General features: G+C 31.8%; 25 protein-coding genes. 9 read left to right on the forward strand and 16 right to left on the reverse strand.

Annotated features, from left to right (window positions below; genetic code table 11):
• Positions 1 to 2: 2 nt before the first annotated feature.
• From rplU to B5L73_RS06270, 9 genes are read left to right on the forward strand one after another with little or no spacing between them, the layout of a single operon-like run.
• Positions 3 to 401, forward strand: coding sequence for a 50S ribosomal protein L21 (rplU, locus tag B5L73_RS06230; protein ID WP_085149406.1), 399 nt, complete (start codon positions 3 to 5; stop codon positions 399 to 401).
• A 13-nt stretch (positions 402 to 414) separates the two neighbouring features.
• The gene (rpmA, locus tag B5L73_RS06235) at positions 415 to 669 is read left to right on the forward strand and encodes a 50S ribosomal protein L27 (RefSeq protein ID WP_085149425.1); all 255 of its coding nucleotides are present in this window, start codon (positions 415 to 417) and stop codon (positions 667 to 669) included.
• A 27-nt stretch (positions 670 to 696) separates the two neighbouring features.
• Entirely contained in the window at positions 697 to 1680 is a 984-nt protein-coding gene (gene cgtA / locus B5L73_RS06240; protein ID WP_085149428.1) for an Obg family GTPase CgtA, read from the forward strand.
• A complete protein-coding gene (gene proB / locus B5L73_RS06245) occupies positions 1670 to 2776 on the forward strand; it encodes a glutamate 5-kinase (protein WP_085149431.1) in 1107 nt (368 codons plus the stop codon). The genes cgtA and proB overlap by 11 nt, the downstream gene beginning before the upstream one ends.
• Positions 2776 to 4026, forward strand: coding sequence for a glutamate-5-semialdehyde dehydrogenase (locus B5L73_RS06250; protein ID WP_085149434.1), 1251 nt, complete (start codon positions 2776 to 2778; stop codon positions 4024 to 4026). Before proB ends, B5L73_RS06250 begins: the two co-directional genes overlap by 1 nt.
• On the forward strand, positions 4007 to 4549 hold the full coding sequence (nadD, locus tag B5L73_RS06255; protein ID WP_085149437.1) for a nicotinate (nicotinamide) nucleotide adenylyltransferase: 543 nt from the start codon (positions 4007 to 4009) through the stop codon (positions 4547 to 4549). The genes B5L73_RS06250 and nadD overlap by 20 nt, the downstream gene beginning before the upstream one ends.
• Positions 4550 to 4566: 17 nt before the next feature.
• A complete protein-coding gene (rsfS, locus tag B5L73_RS06260; RefSeq protein WP_085149447.1) occupies positions 4567 to 4917 on the forward strand; it encodes a ribosome silencing factor in 351 nt (116 codons plus the stop codon).
• On the forward strand, positions 4914 to 6053 hold the full coding sequence (locus tag B5L73_RS06265; protein ID WP_085149450.1) for a S41 family peptidase: 1140 nt from the start codon (positions 4914 to 4916) through the stop codon (positions 6051 to 6053). Before rsfS ends, B5L73_RS06265 begins: the two co-directional genes overlap by 4 nt.
• On the forward strand, positions 6054 to 6539 hold the full coding sequence (locus B5L73_RS06270; RefSeq protein ID WP_085149453.1) for an RNA pyrophosphohydrolase: 486 nt from the start codon (positions 6054 to 6056) through the stop codon (positions 6537 to 6539).
• Here the strand turns inward: B5L73_RS06270 and atpC are convergent.
• The 16 genes from atpC to sdhD all read right to left on the reverse strand — a co-directional run bounded on the left by atpC (position 6522) and on the right by sdhD (position 26452).
• A complete protein-coding gene (atpC, locus tag B5L73_RS06275) occupies positions 6522 to 6914 on the reverse strand; it encodes an ATP synthase F1 subunit epsilon (RefSeq protein WP_085149458.1) in 393 nt (130 codons plus the stop codon). The two genes, B5L73_RS06270 and atpC, sit on opposite strands and share 18 nt — an antisense overlap.
• The gene (gene atpD / locus B5L73_RS06280; protein WP_085149461.1) at positions 6914 to 8332 is read right to left on the reverse strand and encodes a F0F1 ATP synthase subunit beta; all 1419 of its coding nucleotides are present in this window, start codon (positions 8330 to 8332) and stop codon (positions 6914 to 6916) included. Before atpD ends, atpC begins: the two co-directional genes overlap by 1 nt.
• A 2-nt stretch (positions 8333 to 8334) precedes the next feature.
• Complete coding sequence (locus tag B5L73_RS06285) at positions 8335 to 9207, reverse strand: F0F1 ATP synthase subunit gamma (RefSeq protein ID WP_085149464.1); 873 nt, start codon at positions 9205 to 9207, stop codon at positions 8335 to 8337.
• 6 nt (positions 9208 to 9213) lie between these two features.
• A complete protein-coding gene (atpA, locus tag B5L73_RS06290; RefSeq protein WP_085149467.1) occupies positions 9214 to 10749 on the reverse strand; it encodes a F0F1 ATP synthase subunit alpha in 1536 nt (511 codons plus the stop codon).
• Positions 10750 to 11307: an ATP synthase F1 subunit delta gene (atpH, locus tag B5L73_RS06295; RefSeq protein ID WP_085149470.1), complete on the reverse strand. Its 558-nt coding sequence runs from the start codon at positions 11305 to 11307 to the stop codon at positions 10750 to 10752.
• Between the two features lie 109 nt (positions 11308 to 11416).
• Positions 11417 to 13372, reverse strand: coding sequence for a replication restart helicase PriA (gene priA / locus B5L73_RS06300; protein WP_085149473.1), 1956 nt, complete (start codon positions 13370 to 13372; stop codon positions 11417 to 11419).
• 21 nt (positions 13373 to 13393) lie between these two features.
• Positions 13394 to 14794 carry a dihydrolipoyl dehydrogenase gene (gene lpdA / locus B5L73_RS06305; RefSeq protein WP_085149476.1) on the reverse strand — a complete coding sequence of 467 codons (1401 nt, stop codon included), beginning with the start codon at positions 14792 to 14794 and terminating at the stop codon, positions 13394 to 13396.
• A gap of 1 nt (position 14795) precedes the next feature.
• Positions 14796 to 16121 carry a 2-oxoglutarate dehydrogenase complex dihydrolipoyllysine-residue succinyltransferase gene (odhB, locus tag B5L73_RS06310; protein ID WP_085149479.1) on the reverse strand — a complete coding sequence of 442 codons (1326 nt, stop codon included), beginning with the start codon at positions 16119 to 16121 and terminating at the stop codon, positions 14796 to 14798.
• Between the two features lie 6 nt (positions 16122 to 16127).
• On the reverse strand, positions 16128 to 19001 hold the full coding sequence (locus B5L73_RS06315; protein WP_085149483.1) for a 2-oxoglutarate dehydrogenase E1 component: 2874 nt from the start codon (positions 18999 to 19001) through the stop codon (positions 16128 to 16130).
• Positions 19002 to 19036: 35 nt separating this feature from the next.
• Complete coding sequence (sucD, locus tag B5L73_RS06320) at positions 19037 to 19912, reverse strand: succinate--CoA ligase subunit alpha (RefSeq protein ID WP_085149486.1); 876 nt, start codon at positions 19910 to 19912, stop codon at positions 19037 to 19039.
• Positions 19913 to 21073 carry an ADP-forming succinate--CoA ligase subunit beta gene (gene sucC, locus B5L73_RS06325; RefSeq protein WP_085149489.1) on the reverse strand — a complete coding sequence of 387 codons (1161 nt, stop codon included), beginning with the start codon at positions 21071 to 21073 and terminating at the stop codon, positions 19913 to 19915.
• Positions 21073 to 22035, reverse strand: a complete 963-nt coding sequence (gene mdh / locus B5L73_RS06330; RefSeq protein WP_085149493.1) for a malate dehydrogenase — start codon at positions 22033 to 22035, stop codon at positions 21073 to 21075. Before mdh ends, sucC begins: the two co-directional genes overlap by 1 nt.
• Positions 22036 to 22041: 6 nt before the next feature.
• The gene (locus tag B5L73_RS06335) at positions 22042 to 23535 is read right to left on the reverse strand and encodes a CoA-acylating methylmalonate-semialdehyde dehydrogenase (protein WP_085149496.1); all 1494 of its coding nucleotides are present in this window, start codon (positions 23533 to 23535) and stop codon (positions 22042 to 22044) included.
• Between the two features lie 42 nt (positions 23536 to 23577).
• Entirely contained in the window at positions 23578 to 24357 is a 780-nt protein-coding gene (locus B5L73_RS06340) for a succinate dehydrogenase iron-sulfur subunit (RefSeq protein ID WP_085149499.1), read from the reverse strand.
• A complete protein-coding gene (gene sdhA, locus B5L73_RS06345; RefSeq protein WP_085149502.1) occupies positions 24357 to 26132 on the reverse strand; it encodes a succinate dehydrogenase flavoprotein subunit in 1776 nt (591 codons plus the stop codon). The genes B5L73_RS06340 and sdhA overlap by 1 nt, the downstream gene beginning before the upstream one ends.
• Positions 26129 to 26452, reverse strand: a complete 324-nt coding sequence (gene sdhD / locus B5L73_RS06350) for a succinate dehydrogenase, hydrophobic membrane anchor protein (protein WP_085149504.1) — start codon at positions 26450 to 26452, stop codon at positions 26129 to 26131. Before sdhD ends, sdhA begins: the two co-directional genes overlap by 4 nt.
• Between the last annotated feature and the right edge of the window lies 1 nt (position 26453).

Below are 26453 nucleotides of genomic sequence, written 5' to 3' on the forward strand. Positions count from 1 at the left end.
ATATGTCATACGCAGTCATAAAAACAGGTGGTAAACAATACAAAGTCAAATCTGGAGAGATTTTGAAAATTGAGAAATTAACAAATATTAAAGCTAATTCAAAAATAGAATTTAATGAAATTTTAGCTTACGGAGATGACAGTAAAATAGAAGTTGGAGCCCCGATGGTAAATGGTGCAAAAGTTGAAGCTGACTTAATTAAAAATAGTAAAAATAGGACTGTATTAATTTTTAAAAAAAGAAGAAGACATAACTCAAGAAGAAAAAATGGGCATAGACAGGAATATTCTATGATTAGAATAAATAAAATTTTTTCAAAAGATGGTAAAATTCTCTCAGAAGCTGAAAAAGTTTCTAAGGTAACAAAAAAGACAGAAACAAAAAAAGAGGCTAGTAAATAACTAGGAATTAACTATGGCAACAAAAAAAGCAGGTGGATCTTCTAGAAATGGACGTGATAGTGCTGGTCGAAGACTTGGTGTCAAAAAGTACGGTGGACAATCTGTTATTCCTGGAAACATTATTGTAAGACAAAGGGGTACAAAAATATTTCCTGGAGAAAACGTAGGAATGGGTAAAGATCACTCAATTTTTTCAGTAATAAAAGGTAAGGTAGTTTTTAAAAAAACAAAGTCAGATAGAACTTTTGTTTCAGTAAAACCCAATTAATAGTACAACTTAACCTATTGTTGTATTATGAAATTCTTAGATCAAGTTAAAATTTATATTAAAGCTGGAAATGGTGGAGATGGTTCTCCGAGTTTCAGAAGAGAAAAATTTATAGAATATGGTGGCCCAGATGGTGGTGATGGTGGAAAAGGAGGTTCAGTAATTTTAAAAGCTGAACAGAATTTAAATACTTTAATTGATTTTAGATATCAACAACATCATAAAGCAAAGAGAGGTGAGAACGGTGCAGGACAAAACCGAACAGGAAAGAGTGGTGAAGATTTAATTTTAAAGGTTCCCTTAGGAACACAAGTTTTTGAAGAGGATAACAAAACATTAATTTACGACTTTACAAAAATTAGTGAGGAATTTATCGCTGCTGCTGGTGGTAAAGGCGGATTAGGTAATACAAGATTCAAAAGTTCTACCAATAGGGCTCCAAGGAAATTTACAAAAGGAACTCAAGGAGAAGAGTTTACAATTTGGCTTCAATTGAAAACAATAGCTGATATTGGGATTATAGGATTGCCTAATGCAGGTAAGTCAAGTTTATTAGCATCAGTTACTAATGCAAATCCTAAAATTGCAAACTATCAATTTACCACTTTAAATCCAAATTTGGGAGTGGCAAGTTATGATGATAAAGAAATTACGATCGCAGATATACCAGGATTAGTAGAAGGTGCTCATAAAGGTACGGGCCTTGGAATTCAGTTTTTGAAACATATTGAGAGATGTAAATCTCTTTTACATTTAATTGATATTACAAGTGACGATTTAAAAAAAAGCTATCAACAAGTAAAAAATGAGCTTAAAAAATATAGTAACAAACTCACTAAAAAAAAAGAATTAATCGTGTTGAACAAAATAGATCTTATTGATGAAAAAGAAGTCAATCACATAATTAAAGACTTTAAAAAGAATACTAAATCAGAAATTATTGCTGTATCAACATTCAATAAATCTTCAGTATCAAAAATCAAATCAAAATTATTGAATTATGTATCTTAAAAACTCAAAAAAAATTGTTATCAAAATCGGATCTTCGCTTTTAGTTGACAAAGAAAAGAAAATAAGAAAAAAATGGCTCTCTAGCTTTGCGAAAGATATAAAAAAATTAAAATCGAATAATCAAAAAATTATAATTGTTTCTTCAGGCGCAATAGCCCTTGGATGTAAAAAAATGAATTATAATAAAAAAAATCTTAAGCTAGATAAAAGTCAAGCAATTGCATCTATAGGGCAAATTGAATTGATGAACTTGTTCTTAGAAACGTTTTCAAAATATAAATTAGATATTTCTCAAATTTTACTTACCCTTGACGACACTGAGGAGAGAAGAAGATCAATCAATGCAAAAAGAACTTTTGAAAACTTATTCGATCTTGATTTCATTCCTATTGTTAATGAAAATGATACTATTGCAACATCTGAAATTAAATATGGAGATAATGATAGACTTGCTTCTAGAGTAGCTCAAATTACAAATGCAGATACCTTAATATTACTCTCGGATGTGGATGGTTTATATACAAAAAACCCAAAAAAATTCAAAGATGCTCAGTTAATTAAGAAAGTAATTGATTTAGACAAAGTTATTAAAAATATAAATATTAAAGGTATGACAGAATTAGGAAGTGGTGGCATGAATACAAAAATCGAAGCTGCTAAAATTTGTAATTTGGCTGGTTGCAATATGGTAATAGCAAATGGGTTAAGTCTTAATCCTATCGATCGTATCCAGAGTGAAGATAACTGCACTTGGTTTATTTCTAGAATATCTAAAATGCATGCAAGAAAAAAGTGGATAATCAGCTCAATTTCTCCTAAGGGTGAACTTATAATTGATGATGGAGCAAAAAAGGCTCTTCATAGTGGAAAAAGTTTATTAGCGGCTGGAATTAAAAAAGTAGTCGGCAGATTTAATAAGGGAGATCATATTAAAATTTTAGATAATAAAAAAAAAGAGTTTGCTCGTGGACTTAGCTCTTTTTCATCAAAAGAAATAAATTTAATTATGGGCTGTCATTCAAATGAAATACAAAAAATTTTAGGATACGTGTCGAAATCTGAAGTAGTGCATAAAGATGATATGGTGGAAATCTAATGAGAAAGATATTAATTAATATTGGAGAGAGATCAAAACAAGCGTTTGCTCAACCAATAAATACTTATAAAAAAAATAAAGTTTTGAGTGATTATCTTAAAATGATAAAAAAAAATAAAAATTTAATTCTTAAAGAAAATAAAAAAGATGTAGATCGGGCTAACAAAATAAAGCTAAGAGATAATTTAATAAATCGACTAATTTTAAATGAAAAAAAAATCTTGGGTATTATTAATTCAATCCAAGAAATAATTAAGTTAAAGGATCCAGTTCATAATGTTATTGAAAAATGGAAAAGACCTAATGGACTTGTATTTTCAAAAATATCAATCCCGATAGGAGTAATAGGTGTAATTTATGAAAGTAGACCAAATGTAACCTCGGATGTAGCATCATTATGTTTTAAATCTGGAAATCCAGTTATTTTGAAAGGCGGTTCTGAGGCCTTTTATTCTAATAAAATTTTATCAAATTTATTCAGAAAAGCTTTGAAGATTAATAAAGTTAATCAAAACTTTGTTCAATTCATCGATATAAAGAATAGAAAAGTGGTAGATTTTTTACTAACTAAAATGAGTAATTTTATTGATGTGATCATACCAAGAGGGGGTAGAAATTTAGTTAAAAAAGTACAAAACATTTCTAAAATTCCAACTATTGGTCACTTAGAAGGTGTTTGTCATTCATATGTAGATAAAGATGCGGATCCCAAAATTGCTACCAAAGTAATAGTAAATGCAAAATTAAGAAATACAGCGATTTGTGGAGCAACTGAAACAATTTTGCTTAATGAGCGTATAATCAAAAAGTTTGGAGCTCATATATTAAAGTTATTAGAAGAAAAAGGTTGTCAAATTATTGGTGATAATAAAATACGAAAAATTTACAAAGGTAAAATCAAAAAAGCATCGATCAAAGATTGGTCAAAAGAATATTTATCTGCTACCGTTTCTGTAAAATCTGTCAAAAACTTACAGGAGGCTATTTCTCATATTAATAAATATGGAACTATGCATACTGATTGTATTATTACTAAAAACAAAAAAACTGCTAAAAAATTTTTAATGGGAGTTAAAAGTTCAATAGCAATGCACAATACATCTACACAATTTGCAGATGGTGGTGAATTTGGATTTGGTGGTGAGGTTGGAATTTCGACAAATGTTCTTCCGCCAAGAGGACCTGTCGGACTTAGACAACTAATTTCCTACAAATATCAAGTAACAAGTAATGGTAAAATTAGAAAGTAAATTGGCTACAAGAAGAAATAAAATTGGGATCCTGGGTGGATCCTTCGATCCTGCACACAAAGGTCACTTAACTATCTCAAAAGAAGCAATTAAAAGATTTAAATTAAAAAATGTTATTTGGGCAATAACAAAAAAAAATCCTTTTAAAAAAAAGACGTATACAAGTTTGGGTAATAGAATCAAGTATTGCAAAAAAATTATTGGATCAAGTAAATTGATTAAAGTAAAATTTTATGAAGACACAATTAAATCAAATAAAACTTTTGATTTGATAAAACATATTTCAAAGAACAAAAAAAACAAAATTTATTTTATAATGGGCGCTGATAATTTAATAAAATTTCACAAATGGTATAAATGGAAATTAATTTCACAGAAATGTAAAATAATAGTATTTGATAGACATGGTTATAAAAAAAAATCATTAAATTCAACCACATATAAAAGATTAAATAAAGAGAATTTGAAATTTATTGAATTTGAAAAGGTCAATATTTCTTCTTCTCAATTGAGAAAAATTTGATATGGTTTATTTAATTAATGGACAAAATTTCTGATTTAAAAAAAATCATAATTCAAACTTTAGATATTAATAAAGCTTTAGACATTGTTAGCATCGATCTTAAAGATAAAAGTTCAATGGCTGAATACATGATTATTGCAAGTGGTACGTCATCTAGACATATCCAGTCACTTTCTGAGCAAGTTTTAGAAAAATTCAAAGATTATGGAATGAAAGATTCAAAAATCGAGGGAAAAGATAGTACTGAGTGGAAACTGGTGGATGGAATAGATCTAATTGTCCACATATTTCATCCAGAAAAAAGAAAATTTTACGAATTAGAAAAAATGTGGTCAGAATTTATTCCAAAAGAAAAACTTATAATATGAGGAAAATTTTTTTTATCATCAGTATATTTTTTCTAAAGTTTTCAACTTTTAATCCTGTCGTTGCAGCTGAAAATGACGTTTATAAGAAAATAGATTTATTTGGAGAAGTATTAGAAAAAATTAATAAAGAATATGTCGATGAAATAAATCAATCTGAAAGTATGGATGCTGCAATAGATGGTTTGCTTCAATCACTAGATCCTTATTCAGCATATATGTCACCTGAAATTTTTAACGAAATGCAGACTGAAACAAGTGGTGAATTTGGTGGCTTGGGAATAGAGGTAAATATGGAGTCTGGGGTTGTAAAAGTAATTTCCCCTATCGACGATACTCCAGCATCTAGAGCTGGGATTAAAGCTGGCGACTATATCATAAAGATAGATGATATTCAGGTACAAGGTAAATCACTAAGTGAGGCTGTAGACTTGATGAGAGGACCTGTAGGTTCATCAATTATTTTAACTGTAAGAAGAATTGGACAAAAAAAAGCTTTAACGTTTGAAATTGTAAGAGAAATAATTCAAATTAAATCAGTTAAAGCTGATCTTTTGAAAAATAACGTTGGTTATCTTAGATTAACTTCTTTCAATGAAAATAGTGGTGAACAAATAAGAAAGCAAATTAAAGAATTTGAAAAAAATGAAAATATAAATTCATATATACTAGATTTAAGAAATAATCCTGGAGGGTTGTTATCGCAAGCTATAAGGATATCAGATTTTTTTTTAGATAATGGAGAGATTGTATCTACCAAAAGTAGAAAAGCCTCGGAAAATAGAAAATGGTTTGCTAAAAAAGGGGATTTGATAGGTGGCAAAACTTTGATTGTTTTAATTAATTATGGTTCTGCATCTGCTTCAGAAATAGTTGCTGGAGCACTACAAGATCATAAAAGAGCAATTATTTTAGGCGAAAATAGTTTTGGAAAAGGTTCAGTGCAATCAATAATTCCCCTCAAAAATAAAGGAGCAATAAGACTTACTGTTGCAAAATATTACTTACCATCTGGTAAATCAATTTCTGAAGTTGGAGTAAGTCCTGATATTGAGATCAATGAAGATACTAATGAATTTAGAATTAAGACTGATACTGATAATCAATTGAGTTACGCATTAAAGCTTTTAAACGGTTAAATGAAAGAACAATATAAACATCTACCACTACGTAGTGGTGTAGGCATTGTTGTTCTAAATCAAAAAAATGAGATTTTTGTTGCAAGAAGAATTGATAATCCAAAAAATTTTTGGCAGATGCCACAAGGAGGTATTGATGAAGGTGAGGATTTTCTTTCCGCTGCATACAGAGAGTTAAAGGAAGAAACTAGTATTACAAAAGTAAAGCTAATTAAAGAATTAGATGGTTTTATAACATATGAACTGCCAGATCACTTATTGGGTATAATTTGGAAAGGTAAGTACAAGGGACAAAAACAGAAATGGTTTATAATGAAGTTTACTGGAGAGGATAATGAGATAAATATTAGAACAAAAAAACCTGAATTTCTTGAGTGGAAATGGATTGATTTAAAATCCTTAACAAAAGTTGTGGTAGATTTTAAATTACACGTTTATCAAGAAATTCAAAAACAATTAGAGTTACTATTAGTTAATCGATCTTAGAACTTCAACTTTTTGGTCTACTAAATATTTGGCCTGATCGTTTATTTCAGGTTTACTTGCTTCTTCCTCAGCTTTTTTTAGTAAATCCCCTTGTTTAGATTTATCTAAATCTGCAACAGCAAATATTGTGCTTGTTAAGATTGATAAATTGTTATTTTTAAACTCAATAATTCCATCTTCTACATAATAATTTTCATCACCTGATTTCGAAAATACTTTAATTATTCCAGGTTTTAAAAAGGAAATAATGGATATGTGATCTTTTAAAATCCCCATTTCACCCTCAAAGGCAGGAACCACAACCTCTAAAACATCCTCCTTAACTAAAAAAGATTTTTCCGGATTTACTATCTCAATTTTAAACTCTTCACTCATTAAGCAGCAGCTTCTTGTTCCATTTTTTTAGCTTTCTCAATTGCCTCTTCAATCGTACCCACCATATAAAACGCTGCTTCAGGTAAATGATCATATTCACCTTTGCAAATAGCATCAAAACCTTTGATGGTTGAGTCTAAATCTACCAGTTTTCCTGGTGATCCTGTGAAGACTTCTGCAACAAAAAATGGCTGAGACAAAAATCTTTGGATTTTTCTTGCTCTCGCCACAACGAGCTTATCTTCCTCAGATAACTCATCCATACCTAAAATAGCTATGATATCTTGTAATGATTTATAAGATTGTAATATTCTTTGCACATCCCTTGCTACTCTATAATGTTCATCCCCAACAATTCTAGGGTCTAGAATTCTTGAAGTTGAGTCTAGGGGGTCGACGGCAGGATATATTCCAATTTCAGCTATTTGTCTTGAAAGCACTGTTGTTGCATCCAAATGAGCAAACGATGTTGCTGGAGCAGGGTCAGTTAAATCATCTGCAGGTACATAAATTGCTTGAACTGAAGTAATTGATCCTTTGTTTGTTGTTGTAATTCTTTCTTGAAGATTACCCATGTCAGTTGCTAATGTTGGTTGATAACCAACTGCAGATGGAATTCTACCAAGAAGTGCTGAAACTTCTGAGCCTGCTTGAGTAAATCTAAAAATATTATCTACAAAGAAGAGCACGTCTTGTCCTTCTTGATCTCTAAAATATTCTGCTACAGTCAACCCAGTAAGTGCCACTCTAGCTCTAGCACCTGGGGGTTCATTCATTTGTCCGTAAACTAATGCTGCTTTAGATCCTGGTCCATCCTGTTTGATAACACCAGACTCGATCATTTCATGATAGAGATCATTTCCTTCTCTTGTTCTTTCTCCTACACCTGCAAAAACTGAGAAACCACCATGTGCTTTTGCAACGTTATTGATTAACTCCATAATCAAAACAGTTTTTCCAACACCGGCACCACCAAACAATCCAATTTTTCCTCCTTTAGCGTAGGGAGCAAGCAAATCAATTACTTTAATACCAGTTACAAGTATCTCAGTTTCAGTCGATTGATCATTGAATTCAGGTGCACCTCTATGAATAGGCCAACTTTCTTTAGTTTTTACTTCTCCTCTTTCATCTATTGGCTCTCCTATCACATTAATAATTCTTCCAAGAGTTTCGGGTCCTACTGGAACTTGTATAGGTGCGTTAGTATTAGTTACCTCATCACCTCTTTTTAATCCTTCAGTAGCATCCATTGCAATAGTTCTAACTGTAGTTTCACCCAAGTGTTGTGCTACCTCTAAAACCAATCTATTGTTCCCATTTTTACATTCTAATGCTGTTAAGATCTCTGGAAGTTCACCATCAAATTTAACGTCTACTACTGCTCCAATGACCTGTGTAATTATTCCTTTGCTCATAATTATAAACTTTCTGCTCCTGATATGATTTCTATTAGTTCTTTCGTAATTGCTGCCTGACGACTTCTATTATATTCGATAGTAAGTTTGTCAACCATTTCACCTGCGTTACGGGTAGCATTGTCCATTGCACTCATTCTAGACCCTTGTTCGCTAGCTGAATTCTCTAACATCGCCTTAAATATTTGCGTTGAAATATTTTTTGGTAATAAATTGCTTAAAATTTCATCCTCATCTGGTTCAAATTCATAACTTCCACCAGAATTATTTTCCTCTTCTTTGTTGTTTAAAGGTATAATCTGTTGAGCTTGAGGTAATTGAGTGATTACATTTTTAAATTGATTATAAAAAATTGTACATATATCAAACTCTCCAGCTTCAAATTTTTCAATTATGATCCTTCCAACTTTGTCAGCATCAAAATAATTTACATTTTTAGACTCTTTAAATGATATATTTTGAATAATTTTATCTCCATAAACTCTTTTTAGTTGGTCATTTCCCTTTGACCCCACAGTAATGATTTTTAATTGTTTACCTTCGTCTAAAATTTTTGAAAAATAACTTTTCGCTTTTTTAATAATGTTAGAATTAAAACCTCCGCAAAGGCCTCTATCTGATGTCATTACTACACATAAATGAATTTTATTCTCACCTGTACCAGATAATAATTTTGGGGCATTTTCCTTATCAGATATACCACTAGACAAGTTTAGAATAATATTATTCATTTTTTCAGAATAAGGTCTCCCTCTCTCAGCACTTTCTTGAGCTCTTCTCAATTTTGCTGCCGCAACCATTTTCATAGCTTTCGTGATTTTTTGTGTGGACTTCACGCTAGCTATCCTTTTTTTGAGATCATCTAAACTTGCCATATTATATTAAGATTTAAAGGTTCCTTTCAACTGAGTGATTACTTCTACCAATAGCTTTTCTTTATCTTCATCAAGTTTTCCAGAGCTTTGAATTGCTTCAATTATTTCAGGTTTATCTGATTTACATTTATTAATAATTTTACTTTCAAATTCAGATACATCTTTTAAGTCAATATCATCGAGATAACCCTTAACACCACAAAAAACTGATATTACTTGCTCAGCAACAGTCAATGGTGAATATTGTTTTTGTTTTAGAAGTTCAGTTAGTTTTGAGCCTCTATTCAAAAGTTGTTGCGTAGATGCATCCAAATCAGATCCAAATTGGGCAAATGCTGCCATTTCTCTATATTGTGCTAATTCTAATTTCATTGATCCAGAAACTTTTTTCATCGCTTTTGTTTGAGCTGATGATCCAACTCTAGATACCGATAATCCAACGTTAATTGCTGGTCTTATACCTTGGTTAAATAATTCTGTTTCTAAAAATATTTGACCATCAGTAATTGAAATTACATTAGTAGGAATAAAAGCAGAAACGTCTCCTCCTTGTGTTTCGATAATTGGAAGGGCTGTCAATGAACCTCCACCGTGCTCGTCGCTTAATTTTGCAGCTCTTTCAAGTAATCTACTGTGTAGATAAAATACATCTCCCGGATAAGCCTCACGGCCTGGAGGCCTTCTTAATAATAAAGACATCTGTCTGTACGCAACGGCTTGTTTAGATAAATCATCATATATTATTAGTGCATGCATTCCATTATCTCTGAAATACTCACCCATAGCACAGCCTGTATAAGGGGCTAAAAATTGTAATGGCGCAGAGTCAGAAGCTGTAGCTGCAACAATAGTTGTGTACTCCATTGCACCTGCTTCCTCTAATGTTTTTTGAATTTGTCTTACAGTTGATCTTTTTTGTCCAACTGCAACATAAATACAATATAGTTTTTGTTTTTCGTCACCAGACTCATTTATCTTTTTTTGATTTATAATTGCATCAACAGCAACTGCAGTTTTACCTGTTTGTCTATCCCCAATAATTAATTCTCTTTGACCTCTTCCAATTGGAACCAAGCTATCGATTGATTTTAGTCCAGTTTGCATTGGTTCATTAACTGATTGACGAGGGATAATTCCTGGTGCCTTTACTTCTACTCTAGTTTTTTTGATATTTTTATCAAATGCACCTTTCCCATCAATAGGATTACCTAGACCATCTACAACCCTTCCTAACAATTCTTTTCCAACAGGAGTATCAACAATATTACCTGTACGTTTAACAACATCACCCTCTTTTACATTTCTGTCGTCACCGAAAATTACAACACCAACGTTTTCACTTTCTAAGTTAAGAGCCATCCCTTTTGATCCATCAGCGAATTCTACCATCTCACCAGCTTGTACGTTATCCAAACCATAAATTCTTGCAATACCATCACCGACTGATAACACCTGCCCCACTTCTGCAACTTCAGCTTTTTCACCAAAGTTTTTAATTTGCTCTTTTAATATTTTTGTAACTTCTGAAGGATTTATTTCCATTTATGCCTCTATCATTCTATTTTCGATTTGTTGTAATTTATTTTTAATTGAAGTATCTACCATAGTACTTCCAACATGAACTACTAGACCTCCTATTAAACTTTCATCATGTTTATAATTTAATTTTATTTTTGATTTAAAATTTGTAGATAATTCATCTGTGATTTTTTTAATTTCATCACTTGATAATTTTTTTGCTGATTTTAATTCAGCCGTAAGCTCACCTCTTTTTTTGGAACAAATTTCAATAAAACTTTTTAGAATCCTCTCTATAAAAAAGAAACGTCTTTTTTGAATTAAAAAGTTTAAAAAATTTCTAAATAAATTATCAAATTTATTATTTTCGGCTATTTTATTTATTATTTTTGAAAGATCTTCATGACTAGTAGTTGGATCTTTAATCAAATGAAAAAAATCTTTACTTTGATCAATTAGGTTTAATACAGATAAAGACTGTTCTTCTATCTGTCCTAATAACCCATTTTCTTCTGAAAGTTCAAAAAGTGCGAGAGAATACCTTTCAGCTGAAGAAATTGAAAATCCTGTATCTTTGCTCAACTTGTTTCCTATATAAGGTTGAAGATTATTAAAAATTCACGCCCTAATTAACATATGACTCTTATGTCTTCAAGTGACTGATACGTCTAAAATGCCTTTTTTTTATAAGTTAATTGAAGTTTATCGGATCAACATCAACTGAAAGTTTTATTCCACTGGAAAACTTATATTTTGGGATAATTTTTGATAAAGAACTTTGCATTTTCATAGATTTTAATCCTCTTATCAAAAATCTTATCCTAAATTTTTTTTTCAATCTGAATAATGGTGCGTTCACAGGACCCAAAATCCTTCCATTAATTTTACTTTCAATAAAATTCTTAAAATCGAAAGCTTCTTTTTCTAATTTTCTCTCATTTTCTCCTGTAAGAATTAAAGAAATAAATCTTTGGTATGGAGGAAGTTTGTTTTTTTTTCTTATCTCTAATTCTCTTTCTAAAAAAATATCTGGATTTTCATTTGTTATTTCAGAAATCATTTTAGAATTACTTTCATAAGTTTGAAAATAAACTGTAGCTGGTTTTCCAGTTCTTCCAGCCCTTCCTGAAAGTTGATGATAAAGTTGTAAATTCTTTTCAGCTCCCCTTAAATCGTGTCCATGAGAGGAAAGATCAATATCTACAACAACAATACAATTCAAGTGAGGAAAATGAAAACCTTTTGATATTAATTGAGTTCCTACTAAAATCTGAATTTCATTATTCATTATTTTTCTAATTTTTTCTTTGGAATCTTTTTTATTCATCGTATCACTTGAAAAAATATCTATTTTTTTATTAGGGAATTTTCTTTTAACTTCCTCAGAAATTCTCTCAACACCTGGGCCGCTAAAAATGAATTCACATTGATTGCCTTTCTTACAATCTCTTTTTAACTCTGATTTAAATCCACAATAGTGACACATCAAATTATTTTTATTCTTATGATAAACCAAATTTATTGTACAATTTGGGCAAGAAAAACTTGAATAGCATTTATTACATAGTGCATTAGGAGAAAAGCCTCTTCTATTCAAAAAAAACAAAACTTGATCTTTTTTTTCAAGATGTAAATTTACCTTTTCAATTATTTTCTCCGATAGCCATGATTGCTTCTCAAGTCTTGTATTGTTTAAATTAATAATTTCATAGTTGGGTAATGCTGCATTTTTAAATCTTTTACTTAATCTAGAAACCTCATATTTACCTTTTTTGATATTTTCAAAAGTTTCTATGGAAGGTACTGCTGTGATTAAGTTTATAGGAATGTTTTCAAATGATGCTCTTGAAATTGCCATATCACGTGCATTATATGTAACGCCTTCATCTTGTTTGAAAGATTGATCATGTTCTTCATCAACAATTATTATTCCTAAATTTTTAAACGGTAAAAACAATGAAGATCTTGCTCCAATAATAACTTTAATTTCACCACAGGAAATACCGCTCCAGATTATTTCTTTTTTCTTTTTTGAGATACCAGAATGCCAAATTGCTGGATTAAATCCAAAATATTCTGAAAATTTTTGTTCAAACTGACTCGTTAAACCTATTTCTGGTAAAAGTATTAAAGATTGAAAACCTTTCTCTATCAAAGATTTCATTGCTTCAAAATAAACTAAAGTTTTACCAGATCCAGTTGTGCCTTGTAAAACATGAACTCTAAATTTTTTATTTGAACTATTCATTTTTTCTAAAGATTTGATTTGGTTGACAGATAGGGTGATAGAATTTTTTTTAATATTATCACGAAAGGGCTCGTAAAATTTCTTTTCCTTTTTTTCTATAGCTTCACTGCTCAATAAAATAAGTTTTAATGCCATTCCTTTTGGAATTAAATTATACTCAGAGAACCAATTTAAAAAATTGATCGTATCTTTTTTTAAAGGAGTTACGTCTAGTCTTTTTATGACTCTTTTTATTTTAAACTTTTTGGTATTATTTTTTTCAAATTCGTTCCAGACTACGCCTGTTATTTTAGATTTTCCAAAAGGTATCAAAACAAATTCACCAACTTTAAGATTTAAATCACTTTCATAAGTAAAAGGGTGGTTAAAAATATTTGGTAATAGAATCGGATATTTCATATTTTATAATATGAAAAAAAATTAAGAGTGTATTGCTCTTTTATCTACTGATAACGCAGCCTCTTTGACAGCTTCAGAAAAAGTTGGGTGAGCATGACAAGTTCTTGCAATATCCTCAGCGCTTGCACCAAATTCCATAGCAACACCAATTTCAGCAATTAATTCTCCTGCATGAGGGCCAATTATGTGTGCACCTAAAACTTGATCTGTCTGCGCATCTGCAAGAATTTTCACAAAACCTTCCGTATCATCTATAGCTTTAGCTCTAGAATTGGCCATGAATGAAAACTTCCCAACCTTATAACTCTTATTTAATTCTTTTAATTGCTCTTCTGTTTTACCAATTGATGCAACCTCTGGTGAGGTATATACCACACCTGGTATCGTATCATAGTTTACATGTCCTGATTGACCTACAATATTTTCTGCAACTGCTATACCTTCATCTTCAGCCTTATGTGCCAACATGGGTCCGACAATTACATCACCTATTGCATAAATATTTTCAACATTTGTTTTAAATTTCTTATCAGTTATTACTCTATTTTTTTCATCTAAACTCACACCTGCATTTTTTAAATTTAAACCTTCTGTATTTGGTTTTCTACCGACTGAAATTAAAACTACATCACATTCAAAGTTATTTTTATTTCCATCTTTATCAATTGTTGAGACCACTGCGCCTGATTTATTTTTTTGAATTGTTTCAACTTTATTTTGCATATTAAACTTCATTCCTTGCTTTTTAAGAATTTTCATAAACTCAGATGAAATTTCTTTATCCATACCAGGTGTTATATGATCCAAAAACTCAACAACTTCTACTTTTGCACCAAGTCTTGACCACACCGATCCCATCTCTAAGCCGATATAACCTCCACCAACAACAACCATTTTATTGGGCACTTTATCTAATTTTAAAGCCCCTGTTGATGAAACTATTATTTTTTCATCTATTTCAATACCTGGTAGAGAAACTGGTACAGATCCTGTGGCTATAACTGTTTTTTCAGTTTGAATTATTGTTTCTTTTTTTTGATCATCTTTTATTAAGATTTCATTCTTTGATTTAAAACTTCCATGGCCCTTAAAGTAAGTGACTTTGTTTTTTTTTAAAAGAAATTCTACACCTTTTGTAAGAACAGTGACTGCTTTGTCCTTGCTCTTCATCATTTTATCAAGATTTAGTTTTACTTCTCCTATTTCAATACCTTTATTTGCCAAACCTTTAACTTTGTGAAATTCCTCAGATAAATTAAGCAAACTTTTTGAAGGGATACAACCGATATTAAGGCATGTGCCACCAAGAGACCCTCTGGACTCTATACATGCAGTTTTCAATCCTAGTTGAGCAAGTCTAATTGCACAAACATATCCTCCTGGGCCACCTCCTATAACTACTGCTTGAAATTTTTCTGACATTCTAAATATCCAAAAATAACCTTCTAGGGTCCTCAAGACTTTCTTTGATCATTTTAAGAAAAGATACAGATTCTTTGCCGTCAATAATTCTATGATCATAAGATAAAGCTAAATACATTACTGGTCTAATCTTGATTTCACCATCGACTACAATGGGTCTATCAACAATATTATGCATCCCTAATACTCCAGACTGAGGTAAATTCAAAATTGGAGTTGAAAGCATTGAACCATAAACTCCACCATTGCTAATAGTAAAAGTGCCTCCTTGAAGATCTTCAATTACAAGTTTTCCATCTTTTGCCTTTTCAGAAATTTCCTTAATATTTTTTTCAATATCTGCAAAAGATAATTCATCTGCATTTTTTAGAACTGGAACTACGAGACCTTTATCTGTTCCAACTGCAAAACTTATATTGTAATAATTTTTGTAAACAATTGTATCATTATCAATCTCAGCATTGACAGCAGGAAAATTTTTTAAAGCTACTATACAGGCCTTAACAAAAAATGACATGAAGCCAAGCTTAATACCATATCGATTTTGGAAATCATCTTGATTTTCTTTTCTAATATTCATTATATTTGTCATATCCACTTCATTAAAAGTGGTAAGTAAAGCTGCATTTTCTTGCGCTTGCTTGAGTCTTTTAGCTATAGTTTGTCTTAACCTGGTCATTTTAATACGCTCTTCTTGACCGTATTTAATTTTTCTTTCTGAAGGTGGGGGATTAACTCCCATCAAACTTATTAAGTCACCTTTAAGAATTCTTCCATCTTTTCCAGATCCTTTTACTGACTTAACATCAATATTATTTTCGTTGACCATTTTTCTTACAGCTGGGGATAATGTTTGGCTTTCCTCATTAGAATTTTCCTCTGTTTTAGTATTTTTTATTTCCTCTGTTAAAATAAGTGGCTCCTCATTTGCTTCGTTTCTATTATCCTTTTCCTCGAATATATCTAATTCTGCTTGTTCTTTAATTGGATCTAACTTTATTACATTGTCTTTTTCTTTGAGTTCCTCATTTTTCTGTAAATTTGAAGGTTGGATTTTCTTTATTTCATTCGATTTTTTAATTTCACCTTCAATTTCAGTAACTAAACCTAAAATTTCTCCAACTTTTACTGTCGATCCATCTTTGAAGTTAATTTCATTTAATTTTCCTGTAACAGGTGAAGGTACCTCTAAATTGACTTTGTCAGTCTCTAGTTCAACAATAGGCTCATCTGCATCAACTGTTTCTCCTTTATTCTTTAACCACTTAGATACTGTGGCTTCTGTAATACTCTCACCTAAAACAGGGACTAAAATTTTTTCACTCATTTCAAATTATTCAAAAACCTTCTTAATAATTTCTTGTTGTTGTGAAACGTGTCTTTTTGCATAACCAGTAGCTGGTGATGCATCTGGACTTCTTCCAATATAAGAAATTTGTTTATTATTAGCCTTTATATTATCTAATGTCCATTGGATATAATCTCTAGCAGAAAACCAAGCTCCCATATTTTTTGGCTCTTCCTGGCACCAATAAAATTTAGCTTTTTTAGCGTAAGGTTTTAGCTCTTTTGCAAGTGCCTTAGCTGGAAAAGGATAAAGTTGCTCAATTCTATAAAATATAAGATCATTTCTTTTAAATTTTTCTCTAGCCTCAAGCAAATCAAAATAGATTTTTCCTGAACATAAAATTACTTTTTTAATTTCTTCCTTTTTTTTCAATTTAATAAAACCTTTTACCTTTGGATCTATTGCATGGTCCCACAAAACTCTATGAAAACTATTTTGTTTGCTAAAATCAATTAAGTTTGAAACACAGTGTTTGTGTCTAAGTAAAGATTTGGGAGTCATTATAATCAAAGGTTTTCTGAAATCTCTATGCATTTGTCTTCTTAATGCATGAAAATAATTTGCTGGTGTTGTGCAATTCATCACCTGCATGTTATCATTTGAACATAACTGTAAAAATCTTTCTAATCGAGCAGAAGAATGTTCAGGACCTTGGCCTTCATAGCCATGTGGTAACAACATAACTAATCCAGATGCTCTTGACCATTTTCTTTCTCCTGAGGCGATAAATTGATCTATAACTACTTGTGCACCATTAGCAAAATCACCGAATTGAGCCTCCCAAATTGTTAGTGTATTTGGTTCAACTAAGCTATAGCCATATTCAAAACCAAGGACAGCTAATTCAGATAAGAAACTATCTACAATTTCAAAATTTTTTTGTTTTTGAGATATTTTGTTTAATGGCACATATCGAGAGTTATCTATTTGATTTCTTAATACTGAATGTCTTTGACTAAATGTACCTCTCCCAGAGTCTTGACCAACCAATCTCACTGGATACCCTTCCTCTAACAAAGATCCAAAAGCTAGAGCTTCAGCGGTAGACCAATCAATTTTTTCCTCATTATTTACGCTTAATCTTCTATTTTCTAAGACTTTTGCAATAGTTTTGTGGATATTAATTTCTTTCGGAATTGTATTTATCTTTTCAGAAATATTTTTAAGTTTTTTAATATCATAACCTGTAACACCCCTTTTATCTTTTCCTCTCTCAGGTTTATATCTTGACCATGTGCCCTCAAACCATTCAATTTTAGGCTTATAATTTTTTGCATTTTTATACTGATCATCAAGTAAGTCCTTAAATTCTTTTATTGATTTTTTTAAATGATCGTCTGTAATTGACCCTTCCTTCACTAATTTTTCACCATAAACTTTAATAGGTGAGGGATGTGAACGGATTTTTTTGTACATAAGTGGTTGGGTAAAAGATGGTTCGTCCCCCTCATTGTGACCAAATCTTCGATAACAAATTAAGTCAATTACAACATCTCTATTAAATTTTAACCTAAAGTCAGTTGCTATTCTTGCAGCATAAACAACCGCCTCAGGATCATCACCATTAACATGAATGATCGGTGCTTCAACCATTTTAGCAATATCCGAAGGATAAGGAGATGATCTTGCAAATCTTGGACTTGTTGTAAATCCTATTTGGTTATTAACTATAATGTGAATAGTTCCACCTGTATTATGTCCTGGGAGACCAGACATCGCAAAACATTCAGCTACAACCCCTTGGCCTGCAAAAGCAGCGTCACCATGAATTAAAATTGGTATAACTTTATTTCTCTCTTTATCTTTATGAAAATATTGTTTTGCTCTTGTTTGTCCTAAAACTACCGGGTTTACTGCTTCAAGGTGTGATGGGTTATCTGTTAAACTTACATGCACTGAGTTTCCATCAAATTCTCTATTTGATGACGCGCCTAAATGATATTTTACATCTCCTGTGTCATCTTCAGATTTTGAACTTATCTCTCCAGCAAATTCATTAAAAATTCTTTTATAGGATTTTTGTAGAACATTAGCTAATACGTTAAGTCTTCCTCGATGAGACATTCCTATTTTAACTTCTTTTATTTTTGATTGACCACCAATTTTAATTATCTGTTCTAAAGCAGGGATTAAACTTTCACCTCCATCTAAACCAAATCTTTTTGTACCAACATATTTTGTATGTAAGAATTTTTCAAAGCCTTCAGCTTGAATTAGTTTTTTAAGGATAGCCTCTTTTCCGTTCTGAGTAAATTTAAAGTCATCAGATTTTTCAACTCTATCTCTAAACCATTTTCTTTCAGTAGGATTTGAAATATGCATATATTCATAGCCTAAAGACCCGCAGTATTTGTCTCTTAAAAATTTTAAAATTTCAGAGATACTAGAATGTTGCCTATTAATGACTCCATCTAAAAAAATTTTTTCATTATACTCCTCTTTCCTAAACCCATATGACTCGGGGTGAAGTTCGTCTAAATAATCTGCTTTTAAAAGTCCTAAAGGATCTAATTTGGCAATCAAATGACCTCTTTGTCTGTATGACCTGATCATAGCAACTGCCTTTATAGAATTTGCATTAGAAACTCTTGAAACTACTTCATTTTGATTTTCGTTACCGTTATTTAAATTTTCTGATTTTTTTATAGACACTTTTTTTGATGGATTCCAAGAAGGGCCATTTATTTCATTTACAATTATGTCTGCTTCATCGCCGATCTGATTAAAATAAATTTTCCAACTGTCAGGCAAAGATGGATCGTTATTAACAAACTTAAGATACATCTCTTCAATAAAAGCACTATTGGATTTACTTAAGAAAGCAGTTTTTTCAAATTCGAGATTTTTAGAGGATGACATCGATACTCATTAATATAGACCTAGAAAGAAATTTTTCAATTAGACAATTTATTTAATAATGTTTTTCCAATCTTTGATGGAGAGTTTGCCATAGTTATTCCACAATCCTCCATTTTTTTTATCTTTTCCTTCGCACCACCTTTTCCACCTGATATTATAGCTCCTGCATGACCCATTCTTCGTCCTGGTGGGGCAGTAACTCCAGCTATAAATCCAACAATTGGTTTTTTTATTTTATGATTATTGATAAAATCTGCTGCCTCCTCCTCAGCTGTTCCACCGATTTCACCAATCATTAAAATCGATTGGGTATCTTCGTCATTTAAAAATAGATCTAGACAATCTATAAAATTTGTACCATTTATAGGATCGCCTCCAATTCCAATGCAAGTTGACTGTCCTAGCCCATTTTCTGTTGTTTGTGCTACTGCTTCATAAGTTAAAGTTCCTGATCTTGAAACTATTCCAACTGTTCCTTTTTTATGAATGCTGCCAGGCATAATGCCAATTTTACACTCATCAGGAGTTATGATTCCTGGGCAGTTGGGGCCAATCAGTCTGCTTTTTGAATTATTTAATTTCTGTTTAACTTTTAACATGTCCTGAATAGGAATTCCTTCAGTTATACATACGATCAGTTCTATAGATGCATCTATTGCTTCAATAATTGCTGAAGTTGCAAATTTGGCTGGGACGTATATCATTGTTGCATTAGCTCCTTCAGAGTCTTTTGCTTCTTTCACTGTATTAAAAACTGGAAGGCCTAAATGTTTTTGACCACCTTTTTTTGGTGTTACTCCTCCAACTAAATTTGTTCCATATTTAATTGCTTGCTCAGAGTGAAATGTTCCATGGGATCCTGTAAATCCTTGACAGATTAATCTAGTATTTTTATTTACTAAAACTGACATTTACTTAATTGCCTCAACAATTTTTTTTGCTGCATCATCCAAGTTTTCAGCAGATATTAATTTTAAACCTGAATTATCTAAAATTTGTTTGCCCTCTTTAAAATTTGTACCAGCTAGTCTTACTACCAAAGGAACATTGATTTTCATTTCTTTTGCAGCATCTACAACACCTTGAGCCAGAACATCACATCGCATTATGCCACCAAAAATATTGATTAATATACCTTTAACATTTTTATCTGACAAAATTATTTTAAAAGCTGCTGAGACTTTTTCTTTTGATGCTCCCCCGCCAACATCTAAAAAATTTGCTGGCTCCTCTCCATATAATTTTATTATATCCATAGTGGCCATTGCTAAACCAGCTCCATTAACCATGCATCCAATGTTGCCATCTAATTTGATATAAGCTAAATCGTGCTTACTAGCTTCTATTTCGGTAGGATCTTCCTCATTTAAATCTCTCAGTTCTAAAATTTCAGGATGTCTAAATAAAGCGTTACTATCAAAATTTATTTTTGCATCTAAACAAATAATTTTCTTTTTTTTTGTGAGTATTAAAGGGTTTATCTCAACCATATTTGCATCAGTTTCAATAAACATCTTATAAATTGATTTAATTAAAGATATTGCTTCGTTTTTTGGACTATTTTCTAATTTGAATATTTGAATAATCTTTTCACATTCCTCATTCGAAATTTCATCTTTTAATTCTATTTTAGTTGTCAAAATTTTATCAGGTGATTTGCTTGCCACATCCTCAATGTCCATTCCACCTTGATCACTAGAGATAAAAGCAATCTTTGAGGTAGCTCTATCTACCAAACATGATAAATAAAACTCTTTCTCAATATCTGATGAAGCTTCAACATATAATCTTTTAACTTCTCTTCCTTCAGGTCCTGTTTGATGAGTTATTAATTTTTTTCCTAAAAGCTCTTTGGCCGATTTCTCAAGTTCTTCAAGATTGTTCAGAATTTTTACACCTCCGGCTTTTCCTCTTCCACCTGCATGAATTTGAGCTTTTAAAACATATTTTTCTGTTTTTAATGATTTACATTTCTCTAAAAGGTCCTCAACTGTTAAACTAAACACACCCTCTGGTACGATTGCTCCAAATTTTTTTAAAATTTGTTTAGCTTGATGCTCGTGTATGTTCATTATTTATTTAAATCTGGGTCTATTTTAGATGCTGCTTCCCAGAGTTTTCTTACTGCATCAATTGAATGAAGAAATTCAGATTTTTCTTTATCATCTAAGTTTATTTCCTCAATTTTTTCGACACCATTCTTTCCAACAATAATTGGAACTCCGGCATATATATCTTTGATACCATATTCGCCATTCAAATACGCAGCACATGGAAGTAATTTTTTTTCATCTCTTAGATAAGCTGAGGCCATCTCTACCCCTGAAGCTGCAGGGGCATAGAAAGCTGAACCTTTTTCAAGAAACTTTACAATCTCAGCTCCACCATCTCTAGTTCTTTGATTTATTTCCTCTAATCTTTTTTGAGAAATTTTTCCTTCTTTAACTAAATCTAATAAAGGTTTACCAGAAACTTTAGTAAATCTTGGAAGGGGTACCATTGTATCACCATGACCGCCCATAACCATTGCCTCTATTTCTTTAACCGGCACACTAAATTCTTCAGATAAAAATAATTTAAATCTTGAGCTATCCAATATGCCTGCCATCCCAACTACTTTATTTGCAGAGAGTCCTGAAAATTTTTGAAAAGCCATTACCATTACATCTAATGGATTTGTTATACAAATCACAAAAGCATTGGGCGCATTTTTTTTAATTCCTTCTGCAACTTGCTTTATAATTTTTAGATTTATACCCAATAAATCATCTCTGCTCATGCCAGGTTTTCTTGGGACTCCAGCTGTAATTATAATAACATCAGAGCCCTTTATGTCTTTGTAATCATCAGTTCCTGAAAATTTAACATCAAAACCATCAACAGATGATGACTGAGCTATATCTAGCGCTTTTCCTTTTGCAACACCGCTTGCAACATCAAATAAAACTACTTCATTTACTAACTCTTTTATTCCAATTAAATGAGCTAAAGTCCCACCTATTTGACCTGCACCAATTAAAGATATTTTACTCATTGTTAATTATTTCATTGTTGGCATCACAAATTCAGCATTAGATCTAATACCTGAAGGCCATCTTGAGGTTATTGTTTTTAATTTAGTGTAAAATTTTATTCCTTCCATACCATGCATTGCACTATCTCCAAACAAAGATCTTTTCCAGCCACCAAAACTATGAAAAGCCATCGGCACAGGTATTGGTACATTTATACCAACCATTCCAACTTGAATTTTGCTTGCAAATGTTCTTCCAGCATCTCCATCTCTTGTATAAATACTTACACCATTTCCATATTCATGATCATTTATTAATTTAGAGGCTTCCTCAAAAGTCTTAACTCTAACAACAGATAGAACTGGGCCGAATATTTCCTCTTTGTAAATCCTCATATCTTTTGTTACGTTATCAAATAAACAACCGCCAATGTAAAAACCATTTTCATATCCTTGTAATTTTAAATTTCTTCCATCGACAACTAATTTCGCACCCTCTTTTACACCTAAATCAACATAACTTTTTACTTTTTCTAAATGTTCTTTAGTAACTAAAGGACCCATTTCAGAATTTTGGTCCATTCCTGGTCCAACTTTTAAGGCTTCTGCTTTTTTTGATAATCTAGATACTAATTCATCCCCAATATCACCAACTGCTACAGCCACCGACTGAGCCATACATCTTTCTCCAGCAGAACCGTAAGCTGCACCCATTAAACCATTTACAGCTCCATCTAAATCACAGTCTGGCATCACTACTAGATGATTTTTAGCTCCTCCTAATGCCTGAACCCTTTTTTCATTTTTTGCTGAATTTTCATAAATATATTTTGCTATAGGAGTTGAACCAACAAAACTAACTGCTTTAATATCTTTGTTATTTAAAATTGCATCTACTGCTTCTTTGTCTCCATTTATCACATTAAATACACCATCAGGAAGACCAGCTTCTTTTAATAATTCTGCTAATCTTATTGCACAAGAGGGGTCTTTTTCAGATGGTTTTAATATAAATGTATTTCCACATGCAATGGCAATTGGAAACATCCACATAGGAACCATAGCTGGAAAATTAAATGGTGTTATTCCAGCAACAACACCTAGTGGTTGACGCATTGACCAACTGTCAACATCTGTCCCTACATTTTCTGAAAATTCTCCTTTTAGTAAATGTGGAATTCCACAAGCAAATTCTACAACTTCTAATCCTCGTGTTAATGAACCTTTTGCATCCTCATAAACTTTACCATGTTCAGAAACAATTAATTGTGTAAGTTCGTCAGAATTTTTTTCAATTAACTCTTTAAATTTAAACATTATCCTTGCTCTTTGAAGTGAAGGTTTTAATGACCATGTTTCAAAAGCCTTTTTTGCAATTACTACTGCTTGGTCCAAGTCGCTAGTAGAAGCAAGTCTTACTTCTTTTTCCTGTTCGCCAGTAGCGGGATTAAAAACTTTTCCTTTTTTTTCAGAAGTTCCGGGAATTATCTTTCCACCTACAAAATGTTCAATTAATTTCATGAATAGGATCTTTTAGAGTAAAAATTCTTATTAGTCTATTGTTTAAATATTAGCTGTTGCTAACATTTTTTTTATTTCAGCAATCGCCTTTGCAGGGTTTAAACCTTTGGGGCATGCACTGGTACAGTTTAGAATAGTATGACAACGATATAATTTTAATTCATCAGCTACTTTTTTTAATCTAGCCTGTCTTTCCTCATCTCTACTATCAATGATCCATCTATAAGCTTGTAATAATACTGCTGGTCCCAAATACTTATCTCCATTCCACCAATAGCTTGGGCAAGAGGTAGAACAACAAGCACACATGATGCATTCATAAGCACCGTCAAGCTTAGCTCTATCCTCTTTTGACTGAATTAGCTCAGCTGTTTCAGATTTTGAACTTGATTTTAACCAAGGTTCAATAGATTTGTATTGTTTGTATAATCCGTCTAAATCTCCGATTAAGTCTTTTTTAACTTTTAAGTGAGGCAATGGATAAATATCAATATCTCCATCAATATTTTCATGGGGAGTTGTGCAAGCTAGTCCATTTTTACCACCCATATTCATTGCACACGATCCGCATACACCGTGAGCACATGATCGTCTATAAGCAAGAGTGGGATCAATCTCATTTTTAATCTTATTTAAAATATCTAATACTTTAGATGGACAGTTATTCATATCAACTTCATAAGTATCGATTCTTGGACTCTCTCCTGAAGATGGATCCCATCTATATACATTTACTTTTCTTAAATTTTTTGATCCAGTTTTGTCTTTAAAATATTTACCTTTTTTGATTTGAGAGTTTTCAGGTAAACTGATTTGCACCATTAATACACTCTCTCCTGAGGTGGAAAGTACTGTACTTCATTGGTTAACGTGGATTTATGAACATCTCTATAGCTTATCTTTGATTTTTTTCCATCACACCAAGCTAATGTATGTTGCATAAATTTTTCATCATCTCTTTTAGGATAATCTTCTCTTGCATGAGCTCCTCTACTCTCTTTTCTATTATAGGCTGAGTCAACTGTCACGACAGCTTGTCTAATTAAATTATCGAATTCTAAAGTTTCTACTAGGTCAGTATTAAATATTAGTGACTTATCTTTAACAGATAAAGAGTTCAATCCATCAAAAGTTTTTCTAATTTCATCAACACCCTCTTTAAGTGTTTTCTCCGTTCTAAAAACTGCACATTTTGATTGCATTGTTTTTTGCATGGACAACCTTAATTCAGCAGTGCCAATATCTCCATCTGAATTTCTAATCTTATCAAAACGATCTAAACATTTTTGAGTTTCTGAATCACTAATTTCCTCATGTGGTGTCCCAGGTTTAATTAGTTCAGCGGCTCTTTTTGCAGCTGCTCTTCCGAAAACTACAAGATCTATCAAAGAATTAGATCCCAATCTATTTGCTCCATGAACTGAAACACAAGCAGCCTCACCTATAGCCATAAGTCCTGGAACAGTTTTCTCAGAACCATTTACAGTTAGAACTTCTGCTTTATAATTAGTTGGTATACCTCCCATGTTATAATGAACCGTAGGCACAACTGGGATTGGCTCCTTTGTAACATCTACATTAGCAAATAATCTTGCTGCGTCTGTTATACCTGGCAATCTACTTTCTATAATTTCTTTATCTAGATGGCTTAAGTTCAAATGAACATGATCCTGATCTTTTCCAACACCTCTGCCCTCATTAATTTCAATTGACATTGATCTACTCACAACATCTCGCGATGCCAAATCCTTAGCTTTTGGTGCATATCTTTCCATAAACCGTTCACCTTTAGAATTTGTAAGATAACCTCCCTCACCTCTAGCACCCTCTGTTATTAAAGTACCATGTCCATATATTCCTGTTGGATGAAACTGTACAAACTCCATGTCTTGTAATGGTAATCCTGCTCTTAACACCATTGCATTTCCATCACCTGTGCATGTATGAGCAGATGTTGCAGAATAGTAAACTTTTCCATAACCTCCTGTAGCTATTATAACTATATGAGATCTAAATCGGTGAATAGTTCCATCATTTAAATTCCATGCTATCAATCCTTTACATTCACCATCTTTCATTAAAAGATCGAGAGCAAAATACTCAATAAAAAACTCTGTCTTATGTTTTAAAGCTTGACCGTATAGAGTGTGTAAAATTGCGTGTCCTGTTCGATCAGCTGCAGCACATGTTCTTTGAACTATTCCATTTCCATAATTTTTTGTCATACCACCAAAAGGTCTTTGATAAATTTTTCCATCATCCGTTCTGCTAAAAGGAACGCCATATTTTTCTAATTCAATTACTGCCTTAGGGGCTTCTTTGCAAAGGTATTCGATGCTATCTTGATCTCCTAACCAATCTGCTCCTTTTACTGTATCGTACATATGCCAACGCCAATCATCCTCACCCATATTTCCAAGGGCAGCTGAAATTCCACCTTGTGCAGCAGAAGTATGGCTTCTTGTTGGAAATACTTTTGAAATACATGCAGTTTTTAATCCTGCTTCACTTAAACCAACAGCAGCTCTTAAGCCAGAACCACCGGCACCTAGAACTACTACATCATATTCGTGATCTATTATTTTATATGAACTCATAAATAAGAGATTAATATAATTGTAATTAATGGAATTGCTACCGCTGAAGCATATAAAAGCTTATTTGCGACACTTTTGATTTTATCATCTTTAATATAATCCTCAAAAACCTCGCTTATACTTAAGGCTGAAAAAAAATAAGCATTTACAATAAAAATGCTAAATAAAAATTTTGATAAAGGCTTTGTAAAAAAGTCTATTAGATTTAAGTATTCTTTATCATAAATCATTGTGAAATTTAGAATAAACCATATCATCAATGGCACTAGCAAAGCTCCACTTATCTTTAAAAAAATCCATTTTTTTGTTGCACTAATCATA

Origin of the sequence: Candidatus Pelagibacter sp. RS39 (assembly GCF_002101315.1) — a bacterium.
Classification (GTDB): Bacteria; Pseudomonadota; Alphaproteobacteria; order Pelagibacterales; family Pelagibacteraceae; genus Pelagibacter.

Bases quoted from the DNA above. Each gene is read 5' to 3' on its own strand.
- rplU (WP_085149406.1), top strand. From the start codon at position 3: ATGTCATACGCAGTCATAAAAACAGGTGGTAAACAATACAAAGTCAAA.
- rpmA (WP_085149425.1), top strand. From the start codon at position 415: ATGGCAACAAAAAAAGCAGGTGGATCTTCTAGAAATGGACGTGATAGT.
- cgtA (WP_085149428.1), top strand. From the start codon at position 697: ATGAAATTCTTAGATCAAGTTAAAATTTATATTAAAGCTGGAAATGGT.
- proB (WP_085149431.1), top strand. From the start codon at position 1,670: ATGTATCTTAAAAACTCAAAAAAAATTGTTATCAAAATCGGATCTTCG.
- B5L73_RS06250 (WP_085149434.1), top strand. From the start codon at position 2,776: ATGAGAAAGATATTAATTAATATTGGAGAGAGATCAAAACAAGCGTTT.
- nadD (WP_085149437.1), top strand. From the start codon at position 4,007: ATGGTAAAATTAGAAAGTAAATTGGCTACAAGAAGAAATAAAATTGGG.
- rsfS (WP_085149447.1), top strand. From the start codon at position 4,567: ATGGACAAAATTTCTGATTTAAAAAAAATCATAATTCAAACTTTAGAT.
- B5L73_RS06265 (WP_085149450.1), top strand. From the start codon at position 4,914: ATGAGGAAAATTTTTTTTATCATCAGTATATTTTTTCTAAAGTTTTCA.
- B5L73_RS06270 (WP_085149453.1), top strand. From the start codon at position 6,054: ATGAAAGAACAATATAAACATCTACCACTACGTAGTGGTGTAGGCATT.
- atpC (WP_085149458.1), bottom strand. From the start codon at position 6,914: ATGAGTGAAGAGTTTAAAATTGAGATAGTAAATCCGGAAAAATCTTTT.
- atpD (WP_085149461.1), bottom strand. From the start codon at position 8,332: ATGAGCAAAGGAATAATTACACAGGTCATTGGAGCAGTAGTAGACGTT.
- B5L73_RS06285 (WP_085149464.1), bottom strand. From the start codon at position 9,207: ATGGCAAGTTTAGATGATCTCAAAAAAAGGATAGCTAGCGTGAAGTCC.
- atpA (WP_085149467.1), bottom strand. From the start codon at position 10,749: ATGGAAATAAATCCTTCAGAAGTTACAAAAATATTAAAAGAGCAAATT.
- priA (WP_085149473.1), bottom strand. From the start codon at position 13,372: ATGAAATATCCGATTCTATTACCAAATATTTTTAACCACCCTTTTACT.
- lpdA (WP_085149476.1), bottom strand. From the start codon at position 14,794: ATGTCAGAAAAATTTCAAGCAGTAGTTATAGGAGGTGGCCCAGGAGGA.
- odhB (WP_085149479.1), bottom strand. From the start codon at position 16,121: ATGAGTGAAAAAATTTTAGTCCCTGTTTTAGGTGAGAGTATTACAGAA.
- B5L73_RS06315 (WP_085149483.1), bottom strand. From the start codon at position 19,001: ATGTCATCCTCTAAAAATCTCGAATTTGAAAAAACTGCTTTCTTAAGT.
- sucD (WP_085149486.1), bottom strand. From the start codon at position 19,912: ATGTCAGTTTTAGTAAATAAAAATACTAGATTAATCTGTCAAGGATTT.
- sucC (WP_085149489.1), bottom strand. From the start codon at position 21,073: ATGAACATACACGAGCATCAAGCTAAACAAATTTTAAAAAAATTTGGA.
- mdh (WP_085149493.1), bottom strand. From the start codon at position 22,035: ATGAGTAAAATATCTTTAATTGGTGCAGGTCAAATAGGTGGGACTTTA.
- B5L73_RS06335 (WP_085149496.1), bottom strand. From the start codon at position 23,535: ATGAAATTAATTGAACATTTTGTAGGTGGAAAGATAATTCCCGGAACT.
- B5L73_RS06340 (WP_085149499.1), bottom strand. From the start codon at position 24,357: ATGGTGCAAATCAGTTTACCTGAAAACTCTCAAATCAAAAAAGGTAAA.
- sdhA (WP_085149502.1), bottom strand. From the start codon at position 26,132: ATGAGTTCATATAAAATAATAGATCACGAATATGATGTAGTAGTTCTA.
- sdhD (WP_085149504.1), bottom strand. From the start codon at position 26,452: ATGATTAGTGCAACAAAAAAATGGATTTTTTTAAAGATAAGTGGAGCT.